Here is a 20244-nt window from a genome sequence, read left to right as displayed (position 1 = left end):
ATTTTTTAAATAATGTGCTCAAAGCGGGTAAAGCAGGCATTTTCGTTGGCTAAAAACAGATAAGAGGAATAGCAGAAATAAAAAACGATGCAGCAATACTAGATTGCTGCATTAAAAAATTAAGTGAGTGAGTATTGCACCATATTACGAGTAATGTTTGCTTGCGACATAATCGCAGCCACACTATTTACACCTGGGTTTTGCATGTGCTGTTTAACCCCTAAACTTAAAGCAAGCAGTTCATCGGTGTTGGCTAATGAACTAGCAGAGTCAAGCTGCTCTAATTGGCTTTGTAATTGTTGTTTTTGAGCCTGAATTTTTATTAAGTTAGCCTTTAAATGACGCTGCGCACTTTGAATTTGTTCACGATGCTGTGCAATAGTGGCATTTTTATCCGCTATTTTAGCAAGTTCATTTAGTGGGTTATCTAAATCATTAAGCTGCAACGAAATCGGATTACCCGCCGCAACACGCACACCTTGACCACTCATCACCCAAGGCTCTAAAAGTGGGGAAGCATTTTCTTTTTGCGCACTAAAAAGCAGGCGATTTTCACGATTGAGCTCAACATTAATATGGTGAGGGGCAAATGCATTTTGAATGGTGGTTAAATTGGTTTTTTCGTCTTGATAGGCGGGTAGCTTTAAGCTTAATGATTTGGCCGAACGCCCCATTACTAACTGGATATTTTCTTCATGTGGACGCGCGCTAAGTAGATCTATATTTGCATTAAGCTGTTTGGTAATAGCACGATTTGGATCGGTTATTTTTAGCTGGGTATCAAGCCCTGAACCTTTTTTATTTGCTATGCCCTGTAGTGACGCTATTTGCACTTTAATCTTTTGTTGTTGCATAGGTTGTGGTTGAGAGTTAGCAGCTTGGGTGTTTAATTGTTGTGCTAACTTTTCAAGCCCCATGTACAAATTTCGTATTGTGCTTTCGCTTTGCTCGGCTTTTGCCAACGCCTGACTAAGCGCTCCGCGCTGCGCCCAATCAGTCAGTACTTTAACTTGCTCCTCTCTGGCAACAATTTTGTTTTTCCACAAATTATTAGCAGAATCTTTTGATGATGTAACGAGTGCATCCGATTTATTGGTATTAACCAAGTCAATTGCTTGCGCCTTTTCGCTACTTTTAACCAGCATAGTTAGTTCCTGAAAGTATTAAAATTTTAAATGTATGAAAACAATGAAAGTTTACTTACCGTTGAGTATACCTGCATCGACGACTCATACGCCGCCATAGATTCATTCATCGAAATAAACGCTTCTGGATAATCAACAGCACTCAAATCATCCTGTAAATTCACCGTAAATGTAGTGATATCTTGATTACTGGTAGTAATAGAATCAAGCGACGCCATAGTAGAGCCTATGGTGGTCACTTGGCTACTAATACTACCTAAAAAGTCCGCCAATTTGTCTATCATCACCCGTGATTGGTCGCCAACGCCACCCGCTGGCGGATTATTCACTTCAACAAGGTAGTCTTGCATGGCATTTAAAAAGCCCGCACCTGGGTCCAAATCATCGCCCACAATATTATTTTTTACACTTGAGTCGTCAGATACGGCGACCTCTCTGACAATATCGTCACCGGCATAAACGTAATTCCCCGTGGCATCAATTTGAAACGGTTTTTCATCGGTTTTACTACCCGAAAAATAATATTGCCCATCGCTATCGGTTGCATTCAGTAAGTCAACAATTGCCGGAAAAGCCACACTCATTTCTTGGCCTAACGCTTTAATTTCTGACTCACCCATAGAGCCATCAGCCGCGGTGGTAATTAAGCTTTGCAATGAATATATTTGATTAACTATGGCCGAAAGCTGCACTTCTTGTTGACCTAATGAAAAGTTAACCGCATCCATATTGGTTTTGTATTGCTCTAGCGATTTGATTTCTGAACCTAGATTCATGATCATCACGGTGCCAAGCGGATCATCTGAGGGCTTAAGAATGCGCTTGTTGGTCGCTAACTGAATTGACTTTTCGTTAAAGTTTTCAGTATTACTTTGAATGTTTTTAATTGAATTTAAATGAAACTGGTGACTACTAACTCTCATAACATTGCCCTTTAAAACATTTGCAGTAAAGATTTAAACATTTGATCTGCCGTGCTAATTACCTTTGCATTGGCACTATACATTTGCTGAAAATGCATTAAGTTTGCCGCCTCTTCATCAAGGTTTACCCCGCTGTAGCTATCGCGCGCTGCAATGGCGTTTTCACTCAAATTAGTGGCCGTGGTAATACTGTTTAGGTTTTGTTTACTGGTAATGGCAAGCTCACCCACTAATAACGTAAACTTATCGCCTTTTCCTGCCATTGAGGCAACAATATTTGCAATATTAGAGTTATCGCCTGGTCCTGAGGTACTACTGTTTTTAAAACCAAGTTTATCGGGGGTGATCGCAGGGTTAACCTCAATCGTCCCTAATGGGTTTAATGGATTGTAAGTAAACAGTGCTTCACCGGGGTTGTTATTTAAATCAAAGCCACTTTGCAGTGCACCGTTCATATCATCAGCAAGGTCGGCAACTAGGTCGTTTAAGGTTGCAAGGGTTGGTTTAATTACATCGTTATCAACACTGATCAAGCCACCAAATTGACCGCCGACGTTTTTATCAAGAGTAAATTCTTGTCCAATAAACTCACTTGTAACTGTAGTGCCATTTACCGAGATTGATGCGGCTTTACTACCTACCACCAGCGGAGCACCACTTAAGGTACTGATATCAATAAAGCCATTATCTCGCTCAACAATAGATACGCCAATATGCCCTGACAACTGATTTACTAGGCGTTCTCGGTTGTCTTTTAGCTCTGCGGTTGATTGGTTATTTGCTGTTGCTAACCCAATGCTACTGTTAATTTCGGCTATTTGCTTAGTTATAGAGGACACGTTAAGCGCCACGTTACTCATTTGAGCATTTAACTTTGTTGCTTGGCCTGCCAGTGCGCCATTAATTTGCGCAATATCTTGCATAAAGCCTTCGGCTGAAGATAAAAATTGCTGCCTAAAGGCGTGCGAGTCAGGCTTAGTTGCCGCAGCATTGAGAGCATCCGTTAGGCTTGCAAGGGAGTTATTTAAGTTGAGTGAGTCGGTACCAATTATTTGCTCAATAAAGCCTAGGTAAGACTGCTTGTTTTCATAATAAGTGGTATCAGAATTAGTGCGCCAAATATCATCATTTAAAAAAGCGTCAACAACACGGTCAACCGATGCAACCTCAACACCACCTAAGTACACATTTGAGGTTTTAAATTGGGCTTGCTGACGTGAATAACCCTCAACAGCTGCATTCGCCACATTTTGCCCTGACACAGTCAGCGCAATATTTGCTGCATTGAGGCCGCTTAACGCGTTATTTAACATAGACATAATTAATTACCTAATCGTAATAGCATTCAATGGCTGAGCAAAAGCTGACCCTGCATAAATATCATAGCTTTGAGTCGACTCAACTTTTTCAGCACCTTCATAATGATCATTAGCGACCAAGGTCTGGCTATTCTTAAATGTATTTTCTATCGGGGTAATTTTCTCATCAAACTGCTTAATAATCGCTTCGGCTAAACCCAGTTGATGAGTTGAGGCTAAGTGCTGCGCAGTTTGAGCATTGTGCATGTCTCTAAATTGGGCTTGCTCGTTACTATTAAAAAAACCATTGTCACCGGCCATGGTTTTGGTGGTGCTGTCCATGCTTTTTAATACCAGTTGTAAAAAAATCGCTTCAAACTGCTCTGCTGCTTGCTTTACGCCTGCTTCACTGTTGCCGGTGATGTTTTCAAGATGAGTGGGGTCTATCGCTAATGACTGAGATAATATGGGTGACGCTTCTATTTTCATGGTTATTTCCTTTAAATAACTAATAGCTCGGCTTCTAAAGCCCCAGCATTATCAAGTGCAATTAATATCGACATAAGCTCGGCTGGCGTTGCGCCAAGTGCATTAACGGCTTTAACTATTTCATCTAATGAGGTGCCTTCAGGCCACAGCAGCATATTTCTTTGTTGTTGATCTACCGTGATATCACTTGATTGTGTAGCTGTGGTTTGGCCATTTGAAAACGGCCCAGGTTGCGACACTTGCTCTTGTTCGCTAATGGTAATGGTTAAATTGCCATGATTAACCGCCGCCTGATTCACCCGTACAGTATCGTTCATTACGACAGTACCGGTGCGACTATTAAATACGATTTTAGGACGCTCAGAGCCTTGCTCTACACTAATGTCTTGTAGCATCGACATAAACGTGTTGCGACTATTGGCATCGCTTGGCGCACTGACCACTAAACGCGCCCAATTTTCAGCAGTGGCCACATCGGGTCCAAATACTTTGTTTATTGCGCGCACGACATTGCGAGCAGTTTGATAATTTGGATCTTTTAAATTAAGAATTACATCGCTTTGGCTTTCAGACATAGCCGTAACACTGCGCTCAATGATGGCGCCATTGGGAATAAGCCCCGATGTAGGCACATTGACAGTCACCGAGGAGCCACTTTTACCACTGGCATTAATACCCCCTACCACTAAGTTACCTTGTGCTAGCGCATACACTTTGCCATCAACCCCTTTTAACGGGGTCAACATTAAGCTACCACCATGTAAGCTTTTTGCATCGCCTAATGAGTTCACAGTTACATCAATGGCTTGGCCTGGGCTTCCCATTGGCGGCAACGTAGCATGTACCGCAACAGCCGCTATATTTTTTGATTTTGGTAATCGTTCTTCATCTACAGAGACACCAAATTGCTTTAGCATATTACTTAACGATTGACCGGCAAATTTCACTTGGGCTTTATCACCCGACCCCGGTAAACCTACCACTAGTCCGTAACCTACCAGTTGGTTTTCTCGCACACCTAGCACATCAACAATATCGAGTAATGGACGAGCTTTGGCGGCTACAGTTGCAGGCGCTAATAGGCTAAAAAAGCACACTAGCATTAATAGTAAATATTTCATTAAAACCTCAGTAATCCCTTAAAACGGATTTAAGAATCGGGTAAATAAAGTGGTAAACCAACCTGGGCGATTCGCATCTGCCAAAGTGCCTTTGCCGGTATAACTTATTTGTGCCTCTGCAATACGAAGCGACGAAACACGGTTACTTACATCAATATCGCCTGGGCGAACCAACCCTTCAATTTCAATGTATTCATCACCTTGGTTGAGCTTAATTTGCTTACGCCCTTTAATAACCAGCGACCCATTAGATAAAACATGATTAACCCGTACAGTAATAGCGCCACTGAGGAAGTTTTGCTGGCTGGCACTGCTTTCACCGTCAAACTTAGCACTCGAGCCTATACCCAAATTAAAATCAGCTACATTGAGTGCACCAGCTACTGGCACCGAAACATCCAAGTCGGTACTTTTATCTAAACTCGAATCGGCACTTTTACTCGATTGCGTACGCTCGTTCAGCACCACAGTTAAAATATCGCCAACCCGGTAAGCACGTTTATCTGCATACAAAGAAAACATATAGTTATCTTGAAATAAGCTACCATCTTGCTGATTCAAACCCTGTGCATAGGCATCTTGGCTTATTTCATAGTCTTGAACTGATTTTTGAGTGGTATTTTGTGGGCATTTCACTTCCCCATACACCACTTCACATTCCACCATTTGGGTTTTTGATGGAGTGTTGCTGCAACCAGCAACACCTAAAAGCAGCAAAAATAATGTTAACTTATTCATCATAATCATACGTTTTGGTTTATAAAGCGCAGCATTTCATCTGCCGCAGAGACTACTTTAGCGTTCATCTCGTAAGCGCGCTGTACGGCAATCATGCTCACCATTTCATCAACGACGCTCACGTTTGAGCCTTCAATAGTAAATTGTTGTAAGCCCCCAAAAGCATCTTCGCCAGGGATACCCTCAACAGGTTCACCGGATGCCGCTGTTTCGCGGTACAAATTGCCACCTAAGCTCTGTAAGCCTGCAGGGTTTGCAAAGTTAACCGTTAACATTTGGCCTAACTCAACCGCTTGCGCATCCTTACCTACTACCGCAGTAACGGTGCCGTCGGTGCCAATACTTACTTTAGTGGTGCCCTCTGGTAGCGCAATATTTTGTGCCAATGGTAAGCCGTTGCTGTTTACCAGTAATGACTCAGAGTTAAGCTGAAACTGACCGTTACGGGTAAATAATAACTCGCCGTCAGGGCTTTCAATTTGAAAGAAACCTTGCCCAGCAATGGCCACATCTAACTGGTTACTGGTTGTTTCAAAACTGCCTTCAGTAAATTGCTTTTGCGTGCCGTTAATACGCACACCGGTTCCCACCTGAATCCCAGATGGCAGCTGATTAAGCTCATCTACCTGCGCGCCAGGTTGTTTTTGTACTTGGTAAAATAAGTCTTCAAATACCGCTCTGTCTTTTTTAAACCCGGCAGTGCTCACGTTCGCGAGGTTATTAGATATTGTTGTCATTCTTAAATCTTGCGCTGCAAGACCGGTTTTACTCACCCATAATGCTGAATTCATGTTTGGCTTCCTGTTTATCCACGTCCACTGATGAGTTTATTACCGCTGGTTGCTAATTCGTCAGCAGACTTCATCATTTTTACATTCATCTCAAATTGGCGACTGATATTCATGGTTTTGATCATTTCAGCCACGGCATTCACATTAGAGCCTTCTAAAGCACCAGTTCTTACTGTGATTGTTTCGTCGGCTTCAAGCGGCTGTAAATCGTTAGCTCTGAGTAAGCCATCAGCACCTTTGATTAAGTTTGCATCGGTGCTGGCTAATTTAATTTGCGCATCTTCTGCAATTACACCGCCACCAATGGGGGTTAGGTTAATCATGCCGTTTGAGCCAATTTCAATATCACCAAACTCAGGAAGTTGAATATCGCCACCGTCACCTTGCACGCGTCGGCCATTAACAGTAACAAAGCCATCGGCATCAACCACTAAGTTACCCGCACGGGTATAAGCAGGCTCACCGTTGTCATCCATCACCTGTAAATAACCGCCGTTGCTCAGTGCTATATCAAGATTACGGCCAGTATCCATGATTGGCCCTGACGATAAATCAGTGGTTACTGGCGTTAGTTGCGCGTGGTAACGAGTACGAAAGCCTTCGCCTTGTACCATCATTGATTGCGCTTGCTCTAAGTCGGCTTTAAAGCCCACCGTACTAACATTTGCTAGGTTATTTGCAGCAACACGTAAGGCGGTATTATTAAGTTCAGCACCCGAGACGGCGGTATAAATTAACTTTTCCACGCTCAGCTTCCTTAGGTGTTACTAAATAAAATTTGCATCATTTCATCAGCGCTGCTGATGGTTTTTGCGTTGGCTTGGTAGTTTTGTTGAAATGACATTAAGCCAACCAGCTGTTCACTAATATCAACATTTGAGCCCATAAATGAACCCGATAGCAATTTACCCAAAGAGCCACTTTCTGGCTCGCCGTAGAGTGCAGAGCCAGACTCTTCAGTTTGATACCACACGGTATTGCTGCCTTGCTCTAAACCATCAACATTCGCAAACGAAGCAAGTACAACTTGGCCTTGTAATTTAGATTCACCGTTAGTAAATGTTGCAAATACACGGCCGTCGTCTTCAACTTTCACACCAGAGAACGCCCCTGAGGTATAGCCGTTGGCATCATTTTCGTTAACACCGAAACTTGAACCAAACTGCGTAGTGCCATCGAATTTAAGTGCGATATTTAATGCTGCAGCACCACTGGTTATTTCTGCATTACCTGGTGTTGAAGTAATAGGCACTTCTAAATCAACCGCCGTTAAATCGCCTGAAAACGGCACCATTTGGCCATCGGTATCAAAGTTAAGTGTAATGGTTCCGGCGTTAATTGAACCACCCGCACCATCATCAATAGCTTGAGAACCTGTCGTCGCACCAAGCGCTGAGAGCTGACCTTGAGTAAGGGGTTTACCATCTAAGAAAAACATCGCTTGCCATTCGTTACTACCCGTATGGTTAAAGTACTGGGTCATCACATGGCTATTACCTAATGAGTCAAACACTTCGGTAGATTGAGAAAAGTTATATTGGCTGCCATCTTTAGGATCAAATACCGCAGGAGCTGTTGGATAAGCAATCACATCGCTAGAAGAACTTAAGTTACCGTTAAAGTTAATGTTTGTACTAGCTTGCGCTTCTATGTTTGAGGCTTCAATTTTTAAATCGGTTAATACACCCGGTACAATTGTCGGATCACCACCATCAACTTGAGACACGCCAAAGCCTTGCAGTTTGCCGCCGTTGGCATTAACAATATTTAAGTCGTTATCTAACTGAAACTGGCCTGCTTGGGTGTAAGCCGTACGGCCGTTTTCTGATATGGCAAAAAAACCTTGGCCATCAATAGCAATATCCAGCGCGTTACCGGTACGCACAATTTCACCACCGGTGACAAAGTCTTCTTTAACATTGGCAACTTTTACGCCGCCGCGTTGGCTACCGTTATAAACCGCGGCAAATTCTGCAGTGTTATTTTTATAACCAGCAGTACCCGAGTTAGCAATATTATTACTGGTTACTTCTAATCCTGTTTGGGTACTTTTAAGACCACTTAATCCTATATTGAACATAGACATATTATTTATTCCTCTTATTTATGCCACTTGATTAATTTCAGTGATGCCAAAATTACCCAAACCATCGACTTGCAATAAAATATCTTCTAACGATTTACCTACAGAAACACGCTCAACCTCACCGCTTAACCAAGTATCAAGCTGCTTTGGCACCTCTGCGGTAGTGGCATACGCTCTCACTGCATACGCACCGGCTTCTTGGTTTTCAAATTCAAAACGCAGCGAACCGACTCCAGAATAAGGCAGTTGTTTTTCTTCAACTAATTCACCCTGTTGGTTATAAAGTTGCACAGTGACTGAATCTGCGCCTTCCCCTAAATTAACCATGCCTGAGACACTGCCATCTTGCTCAAGGGCAATACTGCTTGCTTGTACATCAACCGTTTTACCAACCATATTAGTGGCTTCAAGCACCGCTAAGCTGCTGACATAATCCAAGCCGTCGGCGGTGTTTTGGCGAATGCTTTGTAACGACTCAACATTAGAAAACTCCGCAAGCTGGCTCACATACTGGGTGCCATCCATAGGCTGTAATGGATTTTGATTACTAATTTGCGCAACGAGTAACTCTAAAAACATGGTCGACATTTCATCTGCAGAACTATTACCGGCAATATTCGTGGTATTTTTTGTGGCGTCTGCAGCGCTTGGAACGGCTGAATTAACTTGCATAAAATTATTGTCCTAACTTAAGAATGCTTTGCTGCATGCTATTTACACGCCCCATAACTTCAACAGATGTTTGGTAGCTACGACTTGCAGACATCATGTCTGCCATTTCTTCAAGTGCATTTACGTTGGAGTAAAATACATAACCATCGTTGTTAGCTATTGGGTTATTTGGCTCGTAGCGCTGCTCTACCGCACGGTTTGACTCAGTGATCCCCAGTACATCAACCGAGGCTGAAATTGATTGGCTGTCTTGAGTTTGTTTGTACAAAGCAGAAAATACCGGTTTAAGTGCCTTGTAAGCGTCCGCTTCTGAACCGGCTGCGGTATCGGCATTAGCTAAGTTAGATGCAATGGTATCGAGGCGAATAACTTGAGCGCGCATGGCGCTGCCGCTAGCGTCATAAATTGAATTAAAAGACATTATGATTTCCCTGAAATAACTTTATGTAAGCCATTTATTTTCATATTTAAAAAGGTCAAACTGGTTTGAAAATCCATACTGTTGCTAGCAAATTTTGCTTGCTCAATATTTAACTCAACAGTATTACCATCACTTGATGGTTGATAAGGAACGCGATATTTAAGTTCATCTGTTTGTACGCCAGCAAAATCAACCTCTCTGTTTTGCGAAAAACTGGATGAAACACTTTGCATAATTTGACGGTAATCTACATCTCGAGATTTAAACCCTGGCGTGTCAACATTAGCCAAGTTACTGGCAATGATTTCTGCTCTGTCTAACCTTAATTTCATTGAAAAAGGGTGAACACCTAACGCTTTATCAAATAGTTCCATTGTTGCCTCTAATTTTTGTTTCTTGTATGCTTTCGCGCTTCGCATACACTTTCTACCTTGTGTATAACAACCTTTATGCCAACTTTTAAAAGTATATTTTTTCAATGACTTATATAAAAAAAGAGCAAAAAACAGCCCAACATACGGAAGCTGAACTTCCCCAAGGGAAGCGTTGGTTTTTCCGCTTACTTTTAACTATTGGACTACTGCCAGCTCATGCTATGGCCACCCCCATTAATCTTGATAAAGAAATTCGGCAGTTTTTACACAGTGAAATAAATAGCTATTTGCACTCGATTAATTCGCAGAGTCAGCAGCAAAACATAGAGCTATTTATTCCTAAAGGCAGCGAAAACCTAAACTGTGATGAGTTGCAAATCGCTCGCTCACAAAATCACACGCCACCCGCAGGCAGAGTAAGTATTTCTGTATCTTGCCCATCGCCTGCTTGGCGTTTTAGAGCCAGCGCCAAAGTAAGTGTGTGGATAGACCTAGTAGCTGCCAAGCACACCTTGAACCGAGGTAAAGTGCTTAATAAGCAAGACTTAGAATACAAAAGCGTGGATTTAGGAAAGCACCGCCACCAAGGCGAAACAAGTATTGACCAGCTCGTTGGATTCACCGTTAAACGCGAGATTGATAAAGGTACGGTGATCTCCAACCGATACCTAGAAAAGCAGTATTTAATCAATAAAAATGAGCATATTTCACTGCAAATAAATACCGCTACTTTCTCAGCCAATGTTAAAGCCATTGCCCTTGAAGATGGTCAGCTTGGTGAGGTTATTAATGTAAAAAATTTATCATCAAAAAAAGTAGTTCAGGGCAGAGTAATTGCGCAAGGTGTGGCAGAGGCGGCATTTTAAAAAATGTCGAAATAAAAGTTAAGTAATGCTTGTACTTGGTCGCTGATATAAACTAAGCAATATAAATTCGATAAACGAATTAGGTAACAAACAATGAATATAAGCGCAATAACAACCACTGCGGTTGAGCAAAGCCAAAAAACAAACCAGCGTTCATCACTGGATGCAAAACCAGAGCAACAACCTGTAGCGGCTAAACAAGAGCAAGTAAATTCAGTGAGTGCATTAAGTAAATCAATAGACTCAACATTTCAAGATTTAGCTGCAAAGCCAGACGTTGATATGGATAAAGTAGCCCAAATGAAAGCGGCAATTGCCAGTGGTGAATTTAAAATTAATATTAATGAAACCGTTAACGCTATGGTTGAACTTCATAAAAAATGAAAACTGTAAAAGAGTATATTGTAAGTCTGCAACAAGACATTATTAAGCTAGACGCATTAATTGAATTACTTGAAACGCAATACGAATTGCTAAGCCAACGTAATGTGCAACTAGAAACACACAATAAAAAAATGCTTGGCTTTTTAGAAAGCTTAAACGAATCGCATAACCAGCGCGATGGCTTTTTGGTGAGTTTAGGCTTGCAAGGTGGCAAAGAAGGCTTAGCACAATTAACCGCGTTGCTGCCTGCTGATATAAACTCGCTCACTACAAAATTATTACACCAGCTTGAGCTAAAAACTAAAACCTGCAAAATAATGAATGAACGCTCAGGGCAATTACTGTCAAGCCAACGTCGGTTGTTACAGCGTTTAACTGGCGGTGAAAACAAACAAGCGTACCCAGAAATGCCTTTATAAATACGTTCCATAAAGGCTTTTCCTTGTTTAATCACTTTACGCCATATTTTTACTTTACTCCTATTATTACCTTTCAAAATCCTATCTTGAGTCCAAAAATAGTCGTTCCGCTAAAGCTTAGTATTGTTAGCTTTTGTGCAACTTTGCGGCTAATTGTATTTATAATAAGCAAATAGCGGCTAACGCCACCTTTATTAGACTAAAGAATGATTGCTGCTGAACCTGCTGATTTTATGACCTTTTTGCTATTCTGCATGGCAAGATCACACTGTGAAAACAAAAGCATAAGACATTGAATTTAAATGACTTTTAAATTTAACAAGCCAGTTACAACACATCCCTTTGCTATTTTTGTTAACACTTACAAAGCGTTAAACTGGGCTATGCACGACCTTTTGCCTAATTACAATCTGTAGCAAGCTGTTTTACCCTGCACACTCAATGTTCATTTGCTTTGTAAAAGCTGTATTTTTATTTTGAGTTAGCAACTAAGTTGCAGGAGAAGTCATGACCACCAAGCCGCTAGATGATAATTCATCTGATGCTATACCAGGAGCGGATACTCAAACCGTGTCCGATAGCTATGAAAATCTTCATAAGCCCAGCTCTGAGTTTGAAAGCCGCGACGCTTACCTAGAGCACGAACTGCAAATTATGCAGCCAAAACGCTGGCGTCCAAATTTACCATTTAGAGATTATCGCTTTGAATTTGAAGACACCATTCCTGCGATGGCCGCTACTATAGGTAAAGTAGTCATGGTTGCAGCCATTGCTGCCACGTTTGCAGGCCCTTTGGGTTTAAGTGATGGCTTTGTACTTGAAAACGTACGCTACGAACTTTTAATTGTTTCGCTATTTATTTTACTATTTTCGGGCTTTATTTTACCGACCGCTAACTTAGCGGGTACTCATGGCCCACTCATTCCATTAATTCCTATTGTGGTTGCCGCAGGCGGACACCCTATGGCCTTTGGTTTACTCATAGGTGCCTTTGGATTGATATTAGCATTTAGTAAAGGCGGCAGCCTCATGGCCAAGCTCACCAGTAAAGGGGTGTGTGGTGGCCTACTCCTCTATTTAGGCTTTGTGGGTACCATTTCACAAGTTAAAAAGCTGTTTGCATGGGCTGAAGAAATTCAAATGACCCATATTGCTTTTATCGTAATCTTAGCCACAATTTTACTTTATGCTTTATTGGAGCATTACAAAAAACGCTGGTTAGCCGTGCCACTGAGCTGTTTAATTGGTGGTTTTACTGCTTTTGCATTGGGCGCACCGTTTGAGTTTCATACCGCACCGGGCTTACCAAACATGAACCCTATGTACTGGTGGGGGGAAAACACTGGTTGGATGCTTGGTTTACCAACCGCTGAAAGCTTTGTAGTTGTACTTCCTTTTGCAGTTTTAGCGGTTGCTATGTGGTCGCCTGACTTTTTAGGCCATCAAGTATTTCAAAAAATTAGTTACCCAGAGCGTACTGAAAAAGTACAAATGAATATTGACGATACCATGCTTAGCGCATCAACAAGACAAACCTTTGGCTCGCTATTAGGCGGTGCTAACTTTGCATCATCTTGGGGCACTTACATTGTTCCTGCTGCTATTGCAAAACGCCCTATTCCTGCAGGCGCTATTTTAACTGCGTTATTTTGTATTATCGCGGGTGTTTGGGGCTATCCAATGGACTTAGCTATTTGGCAGCCAGTATTGTGTGTTGCCTTAATTGTAGGGGTGTTTATTCCACTACTTGAAGCGGGTATGGAAATGACCCGTGAAGGTAAAACCACGCAGTCGGCAGCTATTGTGGTGTTTGCCTCAAGCTTAGTAAACCCTGCATTTGGTTGGTCACTGACTATGCTTTTGGATAACTTGGGCCTTATTGGCTGTAAAGAAAGAAGTGCTGATTTATCACGAATGAGCCGCTGGATCATCCCACTTATTATGTTTGTGTTATTAACCGGTGTAATGGCATTGGTAGGTATGCTGCCAGGCATTCCTGCGCTAATGCCAAGCTTTAGACATTAATTCCTTTATTAAACACCAAAGCGAGCTTTAACAGCTCGCTTTTTTTGTACTTATAAAAAACCAGCACAGTGTCCCTGCAATAATCCCCCCTGAAGTAACAGCCCCTGAAGTCACAGTCCCTGCAATAATTACAAGCCACCCTGCAGAATTTTTATAAAGCTCGCCACCAGCTAAAAAACTTTACGCATCAAAAAACCATAAGCAGTTGATATATAAATAAAATTAAAAGTTTTATTTTCTGGTATAGCCTTTGCAACTTTATAAGTGAACGTTAAAAATCATTTTATTAGTAACGCTTTTAAAATGAAAAATCATCACTCTTAATAAGGAGCTAATTATGAATAGCGATCGTATCGAAGGAAACTGGAAAGAACTTAAAGGTAAAGCGCAACAAAAATGGGGCGATCTTACCAACGATGATTTAGATAAAATTGAAGGTAGCCGTACCGAGCTTGTTGGTAAAATACAGCAAAAATACGGTAAATCGAAAGAGGAAGCCGAGCGCGAAGTAAATGACTTTGAGAAAGGCCATTAAAATAAAGCGTGTTAACAGCTTTACTTGCTAATAAAAAACCGCCAATTGGCGGTTTTTTGTATACCTTAATTCTAGGAAGGTTTTGCTAATGCTAGCGCTTCGCCAGCAAGTGCAAAAATATTTTTAAGCATTAATTGCAAAATATGCCTAATAGAAGCGTAAGTAAAAGAAATCACCTGAAATGGATAGCCACAAAATGTCAGCATATGCCCTAAAATCCCTTTTACATCTTTAGTACAATTTTTAGAAAAATCAATGCTATCAGCTAATGCTTTAGCTATCTGATCGTATACTGTGAGAGCGTTCGAAAAATGATTTTGTATCGCATATAATTTACCAGTCTCACGTAAATGAGTAATTAAAGCTGCACCAATTTTCCGAGCCCATTTAGAGGTGCGGCTACATTCGAGTCGTCTCTCATAATCAAGCCTTACCTCTTCTTGAATTCGTTTTTCCATTCCCTTGTTAATAGCAGAATAACTTTTGAAGTTGCTAGCTGTATGCAAATATCCTGGCGTATCCTTAGTCATACTATGTGCTTTTGGAGTAATAGTGGCAGCACCGTGTAAAATATATTCTTGCTCCGTATGCATAAATGGCCACACAGGCACTAAAGGAACTGGGTCGGCTGCATGTACACAACGATAAATGCTATTATCTGTTGCGGACTCAGTTTTTACTGCAAAACTATTATAACCAACTCGCGGTGCACCAAAAGTATATAATTTTACATTCGCTCCAAAACGTTGCTTTAACCAGTTAGCAGCTAAGTTTGCTAAAGCACCACCTAAACTATGACCTACAACATGAATGTTTAATTTTTTCTTAGTGCTTTGTTTAAAATACAGCTCTAACTGATTTTTGAAAGAGTTAAATGTATGGTTGAAGCCTGCATGTACAGGTTGATTATTACTACAAGTACTTAAACCACAATGTAAGTCAGTAACAACATCACGTATTTTTGCCGTGCCACGTAAAGCTAAAACATAATCATCTTCATATGCACCCTTCTTACCTTTTGCAATACAGCCAAAATTGGTCGAGTGATTAAAAACTCGCTCAAGAATAGAACCACTTACACCTTTTATAGATTCTGATTCGAATGAAAATAAAGAGCTAATCCTTTCAAAATATGGATTAGCTCTTAAGCCTCTTTTATCAAGGCTTTCGTATGAGATAGCAGCAAAGTTAGCAGCTATTGCAGGGCTTAAAACATTCATCAATATTTCCTTATAATTTAGGTTTTGTTTTATTAATTATCATCTGTTTCAATTTCTGAAAGGTCAAAATAAGCATTTTTTTCCACTACTTCAAAATCATCAGACCAACGACAGATACTTAAAGCTTCAAATTTATAGCCTTCAGTTTTTTTATTCTCAAATTTAAAAAGAACCTTTTCATCAGTGGTATCGGCTATTAATTGCCTTAATTTTTTTGCATATTCCTCTCGGTATTTAGCGCCTGACAATCTGGAACCCCAAAGGCAATATTCTTCATGATTGTAGGATAAATAAATAGCTTGAGAAGTAAAAATCTCAGCAAGTGGGACTGCTGGTTGATTAGAACGGATATTAATTTCAGGTAGTAAGAAACTTCCGTTCTTATCGGTGTAAGTGAAATCTTCAGCACATTTGCCATCAGAAAAATTTAATACTCTGTCTATTCTCACATTAGATAAAGGCTTGCCCTTTTCACTAACTTGGCCTTTCACCTCAGGGCACAAGTGCACTTTGTAAGCACCAATATGATTACCAAACTTTTTAAGTGTCGTTAAAAATGACATAAACAAGAAGCCTTAAAAATAGGCCGTGAACATTTTGTGGAGGGTTGCTACATGATTCCCTATAAGCTTAAATATTCACATGCCTTTGTAAATAGACCTCATATGATAAACAAGCCTATATAAAATACAATAATTAAAGCTTCAGATGTATAGGTTAAAGGAAGTTAAGCCGAGCGCGAAGTAAATGACTTTGAGAAAGGCCATTAAAATAAAGCGTGTTAACAGCTTTACTTGCTAATAAAAAACCGCCAATTGGCGGTTTTTTTTGTTATCTCAAGCTTAACTATTTTGCCAGTGCTAACTTCACTGCTGCCTCGGCATGTATTTTGGTGGTGTCGTAAAGCGGAACCTGCGTATGTTGTGGCTTTACCAACAAGGCGATTTCAGTACAACCTAAAATAACGGCCTGTGCGCCTTGTGCAAATAAGCGCTCTATAATACGCACATAATCAGCTCGCGAATCGTCATCAATAATCCCTTGGCATAACTGCGAATAAATAACCTCGTGCACTCGCTTTCGCTCATTAGGCTCAGGTATTAATACCTCAATGTTATGCTTATTAGTTAAACGCTCTTTGTAAAAGTTTTGCTCCATTGTAAATTGCGTGCCCAACAACCCTACTCGCGTAATGTTATCGTGCTTTAGTTGCTCGGCGGTGGCATCGGCGATGTGCAAAATAGGAATGGTAATATTACTGGCAATCTCATCGGCCACTTTATGCATAGTGTTGGTACAAATAAGTAAAAAGTCGGCACCACCAGCCTCAACAGATTTAGCCGCCTTGGTGAGTAACTTAGCTGTTTGTTGCCAATCGCCCTGATGCTGCAGCGCTTCAATTTTTGCAAAATCGACGCTCACCATACAAATTTTGGCAGAATGTAGTCCACCCAATGAGTTTTTAACGCCTTCGTTTAAAGCTTTATAATAACTGGCTGTTGACTCCCAACTCATACCTCCGAGCATGCCAATCGTTTTCATAAAATTGCCTTGTTTAAAAGTGGTTAAGAGCAAGCCGATTACTACACAGATATGCGACAAAACAATAAGCAAAGATACCTGTAAAGCCTTGTATAGCGAACCCTCTGACTCATTCTGCCTTACTGTTTTGCTAACTATCAGATGTTGACTTAACAACGAATTTTTCGAATACACAATTTAGTGGGAAATAAATTACCAAATAAATAGCTAGGAAAAGTAAAAACTCCATATAAAAAGGTAGATCTTTTAGGTTTATTATTGAATCAGTTAAATAGCGGCTAACAAACGATGTAATGAATGCAGATAAAAATATAATGACTAAGTTTGAAGTTTTTTTATTCATGTAAATCCTTTTAAAAAAGCTAATTGCTTAACATTACCCATTATCTTAGTTAGTGCCCCCTAAAACGGGAATTTATATATTGATTAATAATTCCACTAAATAAACTCTTTGTAAACAACCTAGTTCTTAAAATAAAAAACGAGCCTAACTTGGCTCGTTTTTGTTTTACTGATAGCTGACAGCTAAAAACTGACCGCTTCAACTTTTTACCACTGCTCTTCTAATCAGGATCATACCCCAAATTAGGCGATAACCACCTTTCGGCTTCTGCGAGCGTCATATTGGTTCGCTTGGCGTAGTCTTCCACTTGGTCACGTTGTACTGCCGCTACGGCGTAGTATTTCGCTTGTGGGTGTGAAAAGTACCAACCCGAAACCGCAGCACCTGGCCACATGGCGTACGAGCTGGTGAGCTGCATACCAATGCGCTTTTCGGTATCGAGTAGTTGCCAAATTTTCTTTTTCTCGGTGTGCTCTGGGCACGCTGGGTAACCCGGTGCTGGGCGAATACCTTGGTAGTTTTCGCGGATTAGCTCATCGTTACCCAGGTTTTCATCGGGTGCATATCCCCAATACTCTTTACGCACTTGTTCGTGCAAGTATTCAGCAAAGGCCTCGGCGAGCCTATCAGCAACCGCTTTTACCATTATTTTATTATAGTCATCTTGCTGTGCGTCGAACGCATTAGCGAGATCGTCTTCTTCTAAACCGCCTGTTACCGCAAACGCACCAAAGTAATCGGGGGTGCCTTTTGGCGCAATGTAATCGGCTAGGCAGTAGTTAGCAAAGTCGGTTTTTTCGGTTTGCTGGCGTAAATGACATGAGGTAGTTAATAGCTCTTTTCGCGTTTCGTCGGTGTAAATTTCTATATCATCGCCCACACGGTTTGCTGGGAATAAACCAATAACACCTAATGGTTGCAAAGTGCCTGACTTTTCAAGCTCATCGAGCATATCGTTGGCATCTTTAAACAAGCTTTGTGCTTGTTCGCCCACTACTTGGTCGGTCAATATGCGCGGATATTTACCGGCGATTGACCAGGTCATAAAGTACGGCGTCCAGTCTATGTATTTACGTAAAGTCGCGATTGATACATTTTTAAACTCAGTCACGCCCAACTTTTTAGGCACGGGTGGTGTGTAGTTATCCCAATCGAGCTTTGCAGCATTATCGCGGGCGCGCTGTATGGTTACTGGTTTTGAGCGCGGCTTTTTGCGTGCTTGTTGTTCGCGTACTTTGTCGTACTCGGCGGTAGTTTTAGCTAAAAATTCTGCTTTGTGATCTTTAGAAAGTAAATTAGACACCACACCCACCGCGCGGCTGGCGTTATTTACATACACCACGCCTTTGTCGTACTGCGGCTCTATTTTTACTGCGGTATGCGCTTTTGAGGTGGTTGCCCCACCAATCATGAGTGGTAGCTCAAAGCCTCGGCGTTTCATTTCTTTGGCAACGTGTACCATTTCATCAAGCGATGGGGTAATTAAGCCCGAAAGGCCTATAATATCGGCTTTTTCGTCAATCGCGGTTTGCAGTATTTTATCTGCTGGCACCATTACGCCAAGGTCGATTACTTCGTAGTTATTACATTGTAGTACTACGCCAACAATGTTTTTACCTATGTCATGCACGTCACCTTTTACGGTAGCCATAACAATTTTACCGTTGGTGGCGCCTTCCTCTTTTTCGGCTTCAATGAATGGGTCAAGGTAGGCTACGGCTCGCTTCATCACACGAGCCGATTTAACCACTTGGGGTAAAAACATTTTACCGGCACCAAATAAATCCCCAACCACGTTCATGCCATCCATAAGTGGCCCTTCAATGACGTGAATAGGTTTATCGGCGCTAGCACGGCACTCTTCTGTGTCTTCATCTATAAAGGTGGTAATGCCTTTTACAAGGGCATGCTCTAGGCGTTTTTCAACCGGCCAAGTGCGCCATTCTAAATCTTCTACCCGCTCAGCTTGTGCCATGCCTGAATATTTAGGCGCAAGTTCAACAAGGCGCTCGCCCGCGCCGGGGTCGGTGTTAAGAATTACATCTTCTACAGCTTTACGAAGTTCTTCAGGGATGTCGTCGTAAACCGCAAGTTGCCCTGCGTTTACTATGCCCATATCCATACCCGCTTTTATAGCATGGTATAAAAACACCGAGTGAATCGCTTCACGTACTGGGTTATTACCTCTAAACGAGAACGATACGTTTGATACCCCACCCGACACTTTACAGTGCGGTAAGTTTTGCTTAATACGGCGGGTGCCTTCAATAAATTCTACGGCGTAGTTGTCGTGCTCTTCTATGCCGGTGGCAACGGCAAATATGTTGGGGTCGAATATAATATCTTCTGGCGGGAAGCCAATTTCATCAACCAAAATACGGTAGCTGCGCTCACAAATTTCAAACTTACGGTCTGCAGTATCGGCTTGGCCGTCGGTATCAAATGCCATCACAACAGCGGCGGCGCCAAAGCGTTTTATAATTTTAGCTTGGCGAATAAACGGCTCTTCACCCTCTTTAAGGGATATTGAGTTAACAATAGCCTTGCCTTGAATACACTTTAAGCCGGCTTCTATTACTTCCCATTTAGAGGAGTCGACCATAATAGGTACTTTAGAAATATCAGGCTCTGAGGCAATTAAGTTTAAAAACTTCACCATGGCCGCTTTTGAGTCCAGCATGGCTTCGTCCATGTTGATATCAATAACTTGGGCGCCATTTTCTACTTGTTCGCGAGCTACATTAAGGGCTGTTTCGTAGTCTTCTTCCATGATCAAACGTTTAAACATGGCCGAGCCAGTTACGTTAGTACGCTCGCCGACATTGGTAAATACTGCAATATGTTGGGTCATT

The 20244-nt window shown here is 41.5% G+C and carries 21 protein-coding genes; 5 read left to right on the top strand and 16 right to left on the bottom strand.

What is annotated here, in order from left to right; translation table 11 throughout:
* Window positions 1-119: 119 nt before the first annotated feature.
* The 12 genes from A9479_RS10760 to flgB are packed head-to-tail and all read right to left on the bottom strand — an operon-like array spanning window position 120 to window position 10103.
* Entirely contained in the window at window positions 120-1145 is a 1026-nt protein-coding gene (locus A9479_RS10760) for a hypothetical protein (protein WP_064663409.1), read from the bottom strand.
* Window positions 1146-1171: 26 nt separating this feature from the next.
* Window positions 1172-2068, bottom strand: coding sequence for a flagellar hook-associated protein FlgL (gene flgL / locus A9479_RS10755; protein WP_064663408.1), 897 nt, complete (start codon window positions 2066-2068; stop codon window positions 1172-1174).
* A gap of 11 nt (window positions 2069-2079) precedes the next feature.
* The gene (gene flgK, locus A9479_RS10750) at window positions 2080-3387 is read right to left on the bottom strand and encodes a flagellar hook-associated protein FlgK (RefSeq protein ID WP_064663407.1); all 1308 of its coding nucleotides are present in this window, start codon (window positions 3385-3387) and stop codon (window positions 2080-2082) included.
* Between the two features lie 6 nt (window positions 3388-3393).
* Window positions 3394-3855, bottom strand: coding sequence for a rod-binding protein (locus A9479_RS10745; protein WP_064663406.1), 462 nt, complete (start codon window positions 3853-3855; stop codon window positions 3394-3396).
* 11 nt (window positions 3856-3866) lie between these two features.
* The gene (locus A9479_RS10740) at window positions 3867-4976 is read right to left on the bottom strand and encodes a flagellar basal body P-ring protein FlgI (protein ID WP_064663405.1); all 1110 of its coding nucleotides are present in this window, start codon (window positions 4974-4976) and stop codon (window positions 3867-3869) included.
* Between the two features lie 18 nt (window positions 4977-4994).
* The gene (locus A9479_RS10735) at window positions 4995-5717 is read right to left on the bottom strand and encodes a flagellar basal body L-ring protein FlgH (protein WP_013464383.1); all 723 of its coding nucleotides are present in this window, start codon (window positions 5715-5717) and stop codon (window positions 4995-4997) included.
* 2 nt (window positions 5718-5719) lie between these two features.
* Window positions 5720-6505, bottom strand: a complete 786-nt coding sequence (gene flgG, locus A9479_RS10730) for a flagellar basal-body rod protein FlgG (RefSeq protein ID WP_010391154.1) — start codon at window positions 6503-6505, stop codon at window positions 5720-5722.
* A gap of 14 nt (window positions 6506-6519) precedes the next feature.
* Window positions 6520-7251 (bottom strand): flagellar basal body rod protein FlgF, encoded by a 732-nt coding sequence (locus tag A9479_RS10725; RefSeq protein ID WP_064663404.1) that lies wholly within the window; start codon window positions 7249-7251, stop codon window positions 6520-6522.
* Between the two features lie 11 nt (window positions 7252-7262).
* Entirely contained in the window at window positions 7263-8591 is a 1329-nt protein-coding gene (locus A9479_RS10720) for a flagellar hook protein FlgE (protein WP_064663403.1), read from the bottom strand.
* Between the two features lie 18 nt (window positions 8592-8609).
* Window positions 8610-9263, bottom strand: a complete 654-nt coding sequence (locus tag A9479_RS10715; protein ID WP_064663402.1) for a flagellar hook assembly protein FlgD — start codon at window positions 9261-9263, stop codon at window positions 8610-8612.
* 4 nt (window positions 9264-9267) lie between these two features.
* On the bottom strand, window positions 9268-9684 hold the full coding sequence (gene flgC, locus A9479_RS10710) for a flagellar basal body rod protein FlgC (RefSeq protein WP_010391144.1): 417 nt from the start codon (window positions 9682-9684) through the stop codon (window positions 9268-9270).
* On the bottom strand, window positions 9684-10103 hold the full coding sequence (gene flgB / locus A9479_RS10705) for a flagellar basal body rod protein FlgB (protein ID WP_016899396.1): 420 nt from the start codon (window positions 10101-10103) through the stop codon (window positions 9684-9686). Before flgB ends, flgC begins: the two co-directional genes overlap by 1 nt.
* Window positions 10104-10162: 59 nt before the next feature.
* On the opposite strand from flgB, the gene flgA reads away from it, so the two are divergent.
* From flgA to A9479_RS10680, 5 genes are all read left to right on the top strand, one after another.
* Window positions 10163-10924: a flagellar basal body P-ring formation chaperone FlgA gene (gene flgA, locus A9479_RS10700; protein WP_064663401.1), complete on the top strand. Its 762-nt coding sequence runs from the start codon at window positions 10163-10165 to the stop codon at window positions 10922-10924.
* Window positions 10925-11017: 93 nt separating this feature from the next.
* Complete coding sequence (gene flgM, locus A9479_RS10695; protein ID WP_064663400.1) at window positions 11018-11308, top strand: flagellar biosynthesis anti-sigma factor FlgM; 291 nt, start codon at window positions 11018-11020, stop codon at window positions 11306-11308.
* The gene (flgN, locus tag A9479_RS10690) at window positions 11305-11727 is read left to right on the top strand and encodes a flagellar export chaperone FlgN (RefSeq protein WP_016899393.1); all 423 of its coding nucleotides are present in this window, start codon (window positions 11305-11307) and stop codon (window positions 11725-11727) included. The genes flgM and flgN overlap by 4 nt, the downstream gene beginning before the upstream one ends.
* 507 nt (window positions 11728-12234) lie before the next feature.
* Complete coding sequence (locus A9479_RS10685) at window positions 12235-13752, top strand: DUF3360 family protein (protein WP_013464375.1); 1518 nt, start codon at window positions 12235-12237, stop codon at window positions 13750-13752.
* A 337-nt stretch (window positions 13753-14089) separates the two neighbouring features.
* Window positions 14090-14287, top strand: a complete 198-nt coding sequence (locus A9479_RS10680; protein ID WP_010391132.1) for a CsbD family protein — start codon at window positions 14090-14092, stop codon at window positions 14285-14287.
* Window positions 14288-14358: 71 nt separating this feature from the next.
* Here the strand turns inward: A9479_RS10680 and A9479_RS10675 are convergent, their stop codons facing one another.
* The 4 genes from A9479_RS10675 to metH all read right to left on the bottom strand — a co-directional run bounded on the left by A9479_RS10675 (window position 14359) and on the right by metH (window position 20243).
* On the bottom strand, window positions 14359-15507 hold the full coding sequence (locus tag A9479_RS10675) for a lipase family protein (RefSeq protein WP_016899391.1): 1149 nt from the start codon (window positions 15505-15507) through the stop codon (window positions 14359-14361).
* Window positions 15508-15539: 32 nt separating this feature from the next.
* Entirely contained in the window at window positions 15540-16070 is a 531-nt protein-coding gene (locus A9479_RS10670) for a DUF6795 domain-containing protein (protein WP_016899390.1), read from the bottom strand.
* A gap of 283 nt (window positions 16071-16353) precedes the next feature.
* Window positions 16354-17049 carry an aspartate/glutamate racemase family protein gene (locus tag A9479_RS10665; protein ID WP_064663399.1) on the bottom strand — a complete coding sequence of 232 codons (696 nt, stop codon included), beginning with the start codon at window positions 17047-17049 and terminating at the stop codon, window positions 16354-16356.
* Window positions 17050-17612: 563 nt separating this feature from the next.
* Window positions 17613-20243, bottom strand: coding sequence for a methionine synthase (metH, locus tag A9479_RS10660; RefSeq protein WP_064663398.1), 2631 nt, complete (start codon window positions 20241-20243; stop codon window positions 17613-17615).
* Window position 20244: the final 1 nt, after the last annotated feature.

This window comes from Pseudoalteromonas sp. MQS005 (genome assembly GCF_001661605.1).
In the GTDB taxonomy this organism is placed as follows: domain Bacteria; phylum Pseudomonadota; class Gammaproteobacteria; order Enterobacterales; family Alteromonadaceae; genus Pseudoalteromonas; species Pseudoalteromonas tetraodonis.
This window is presented reverse-complemented; position numbering and strand designations above follow the sequence as displayed.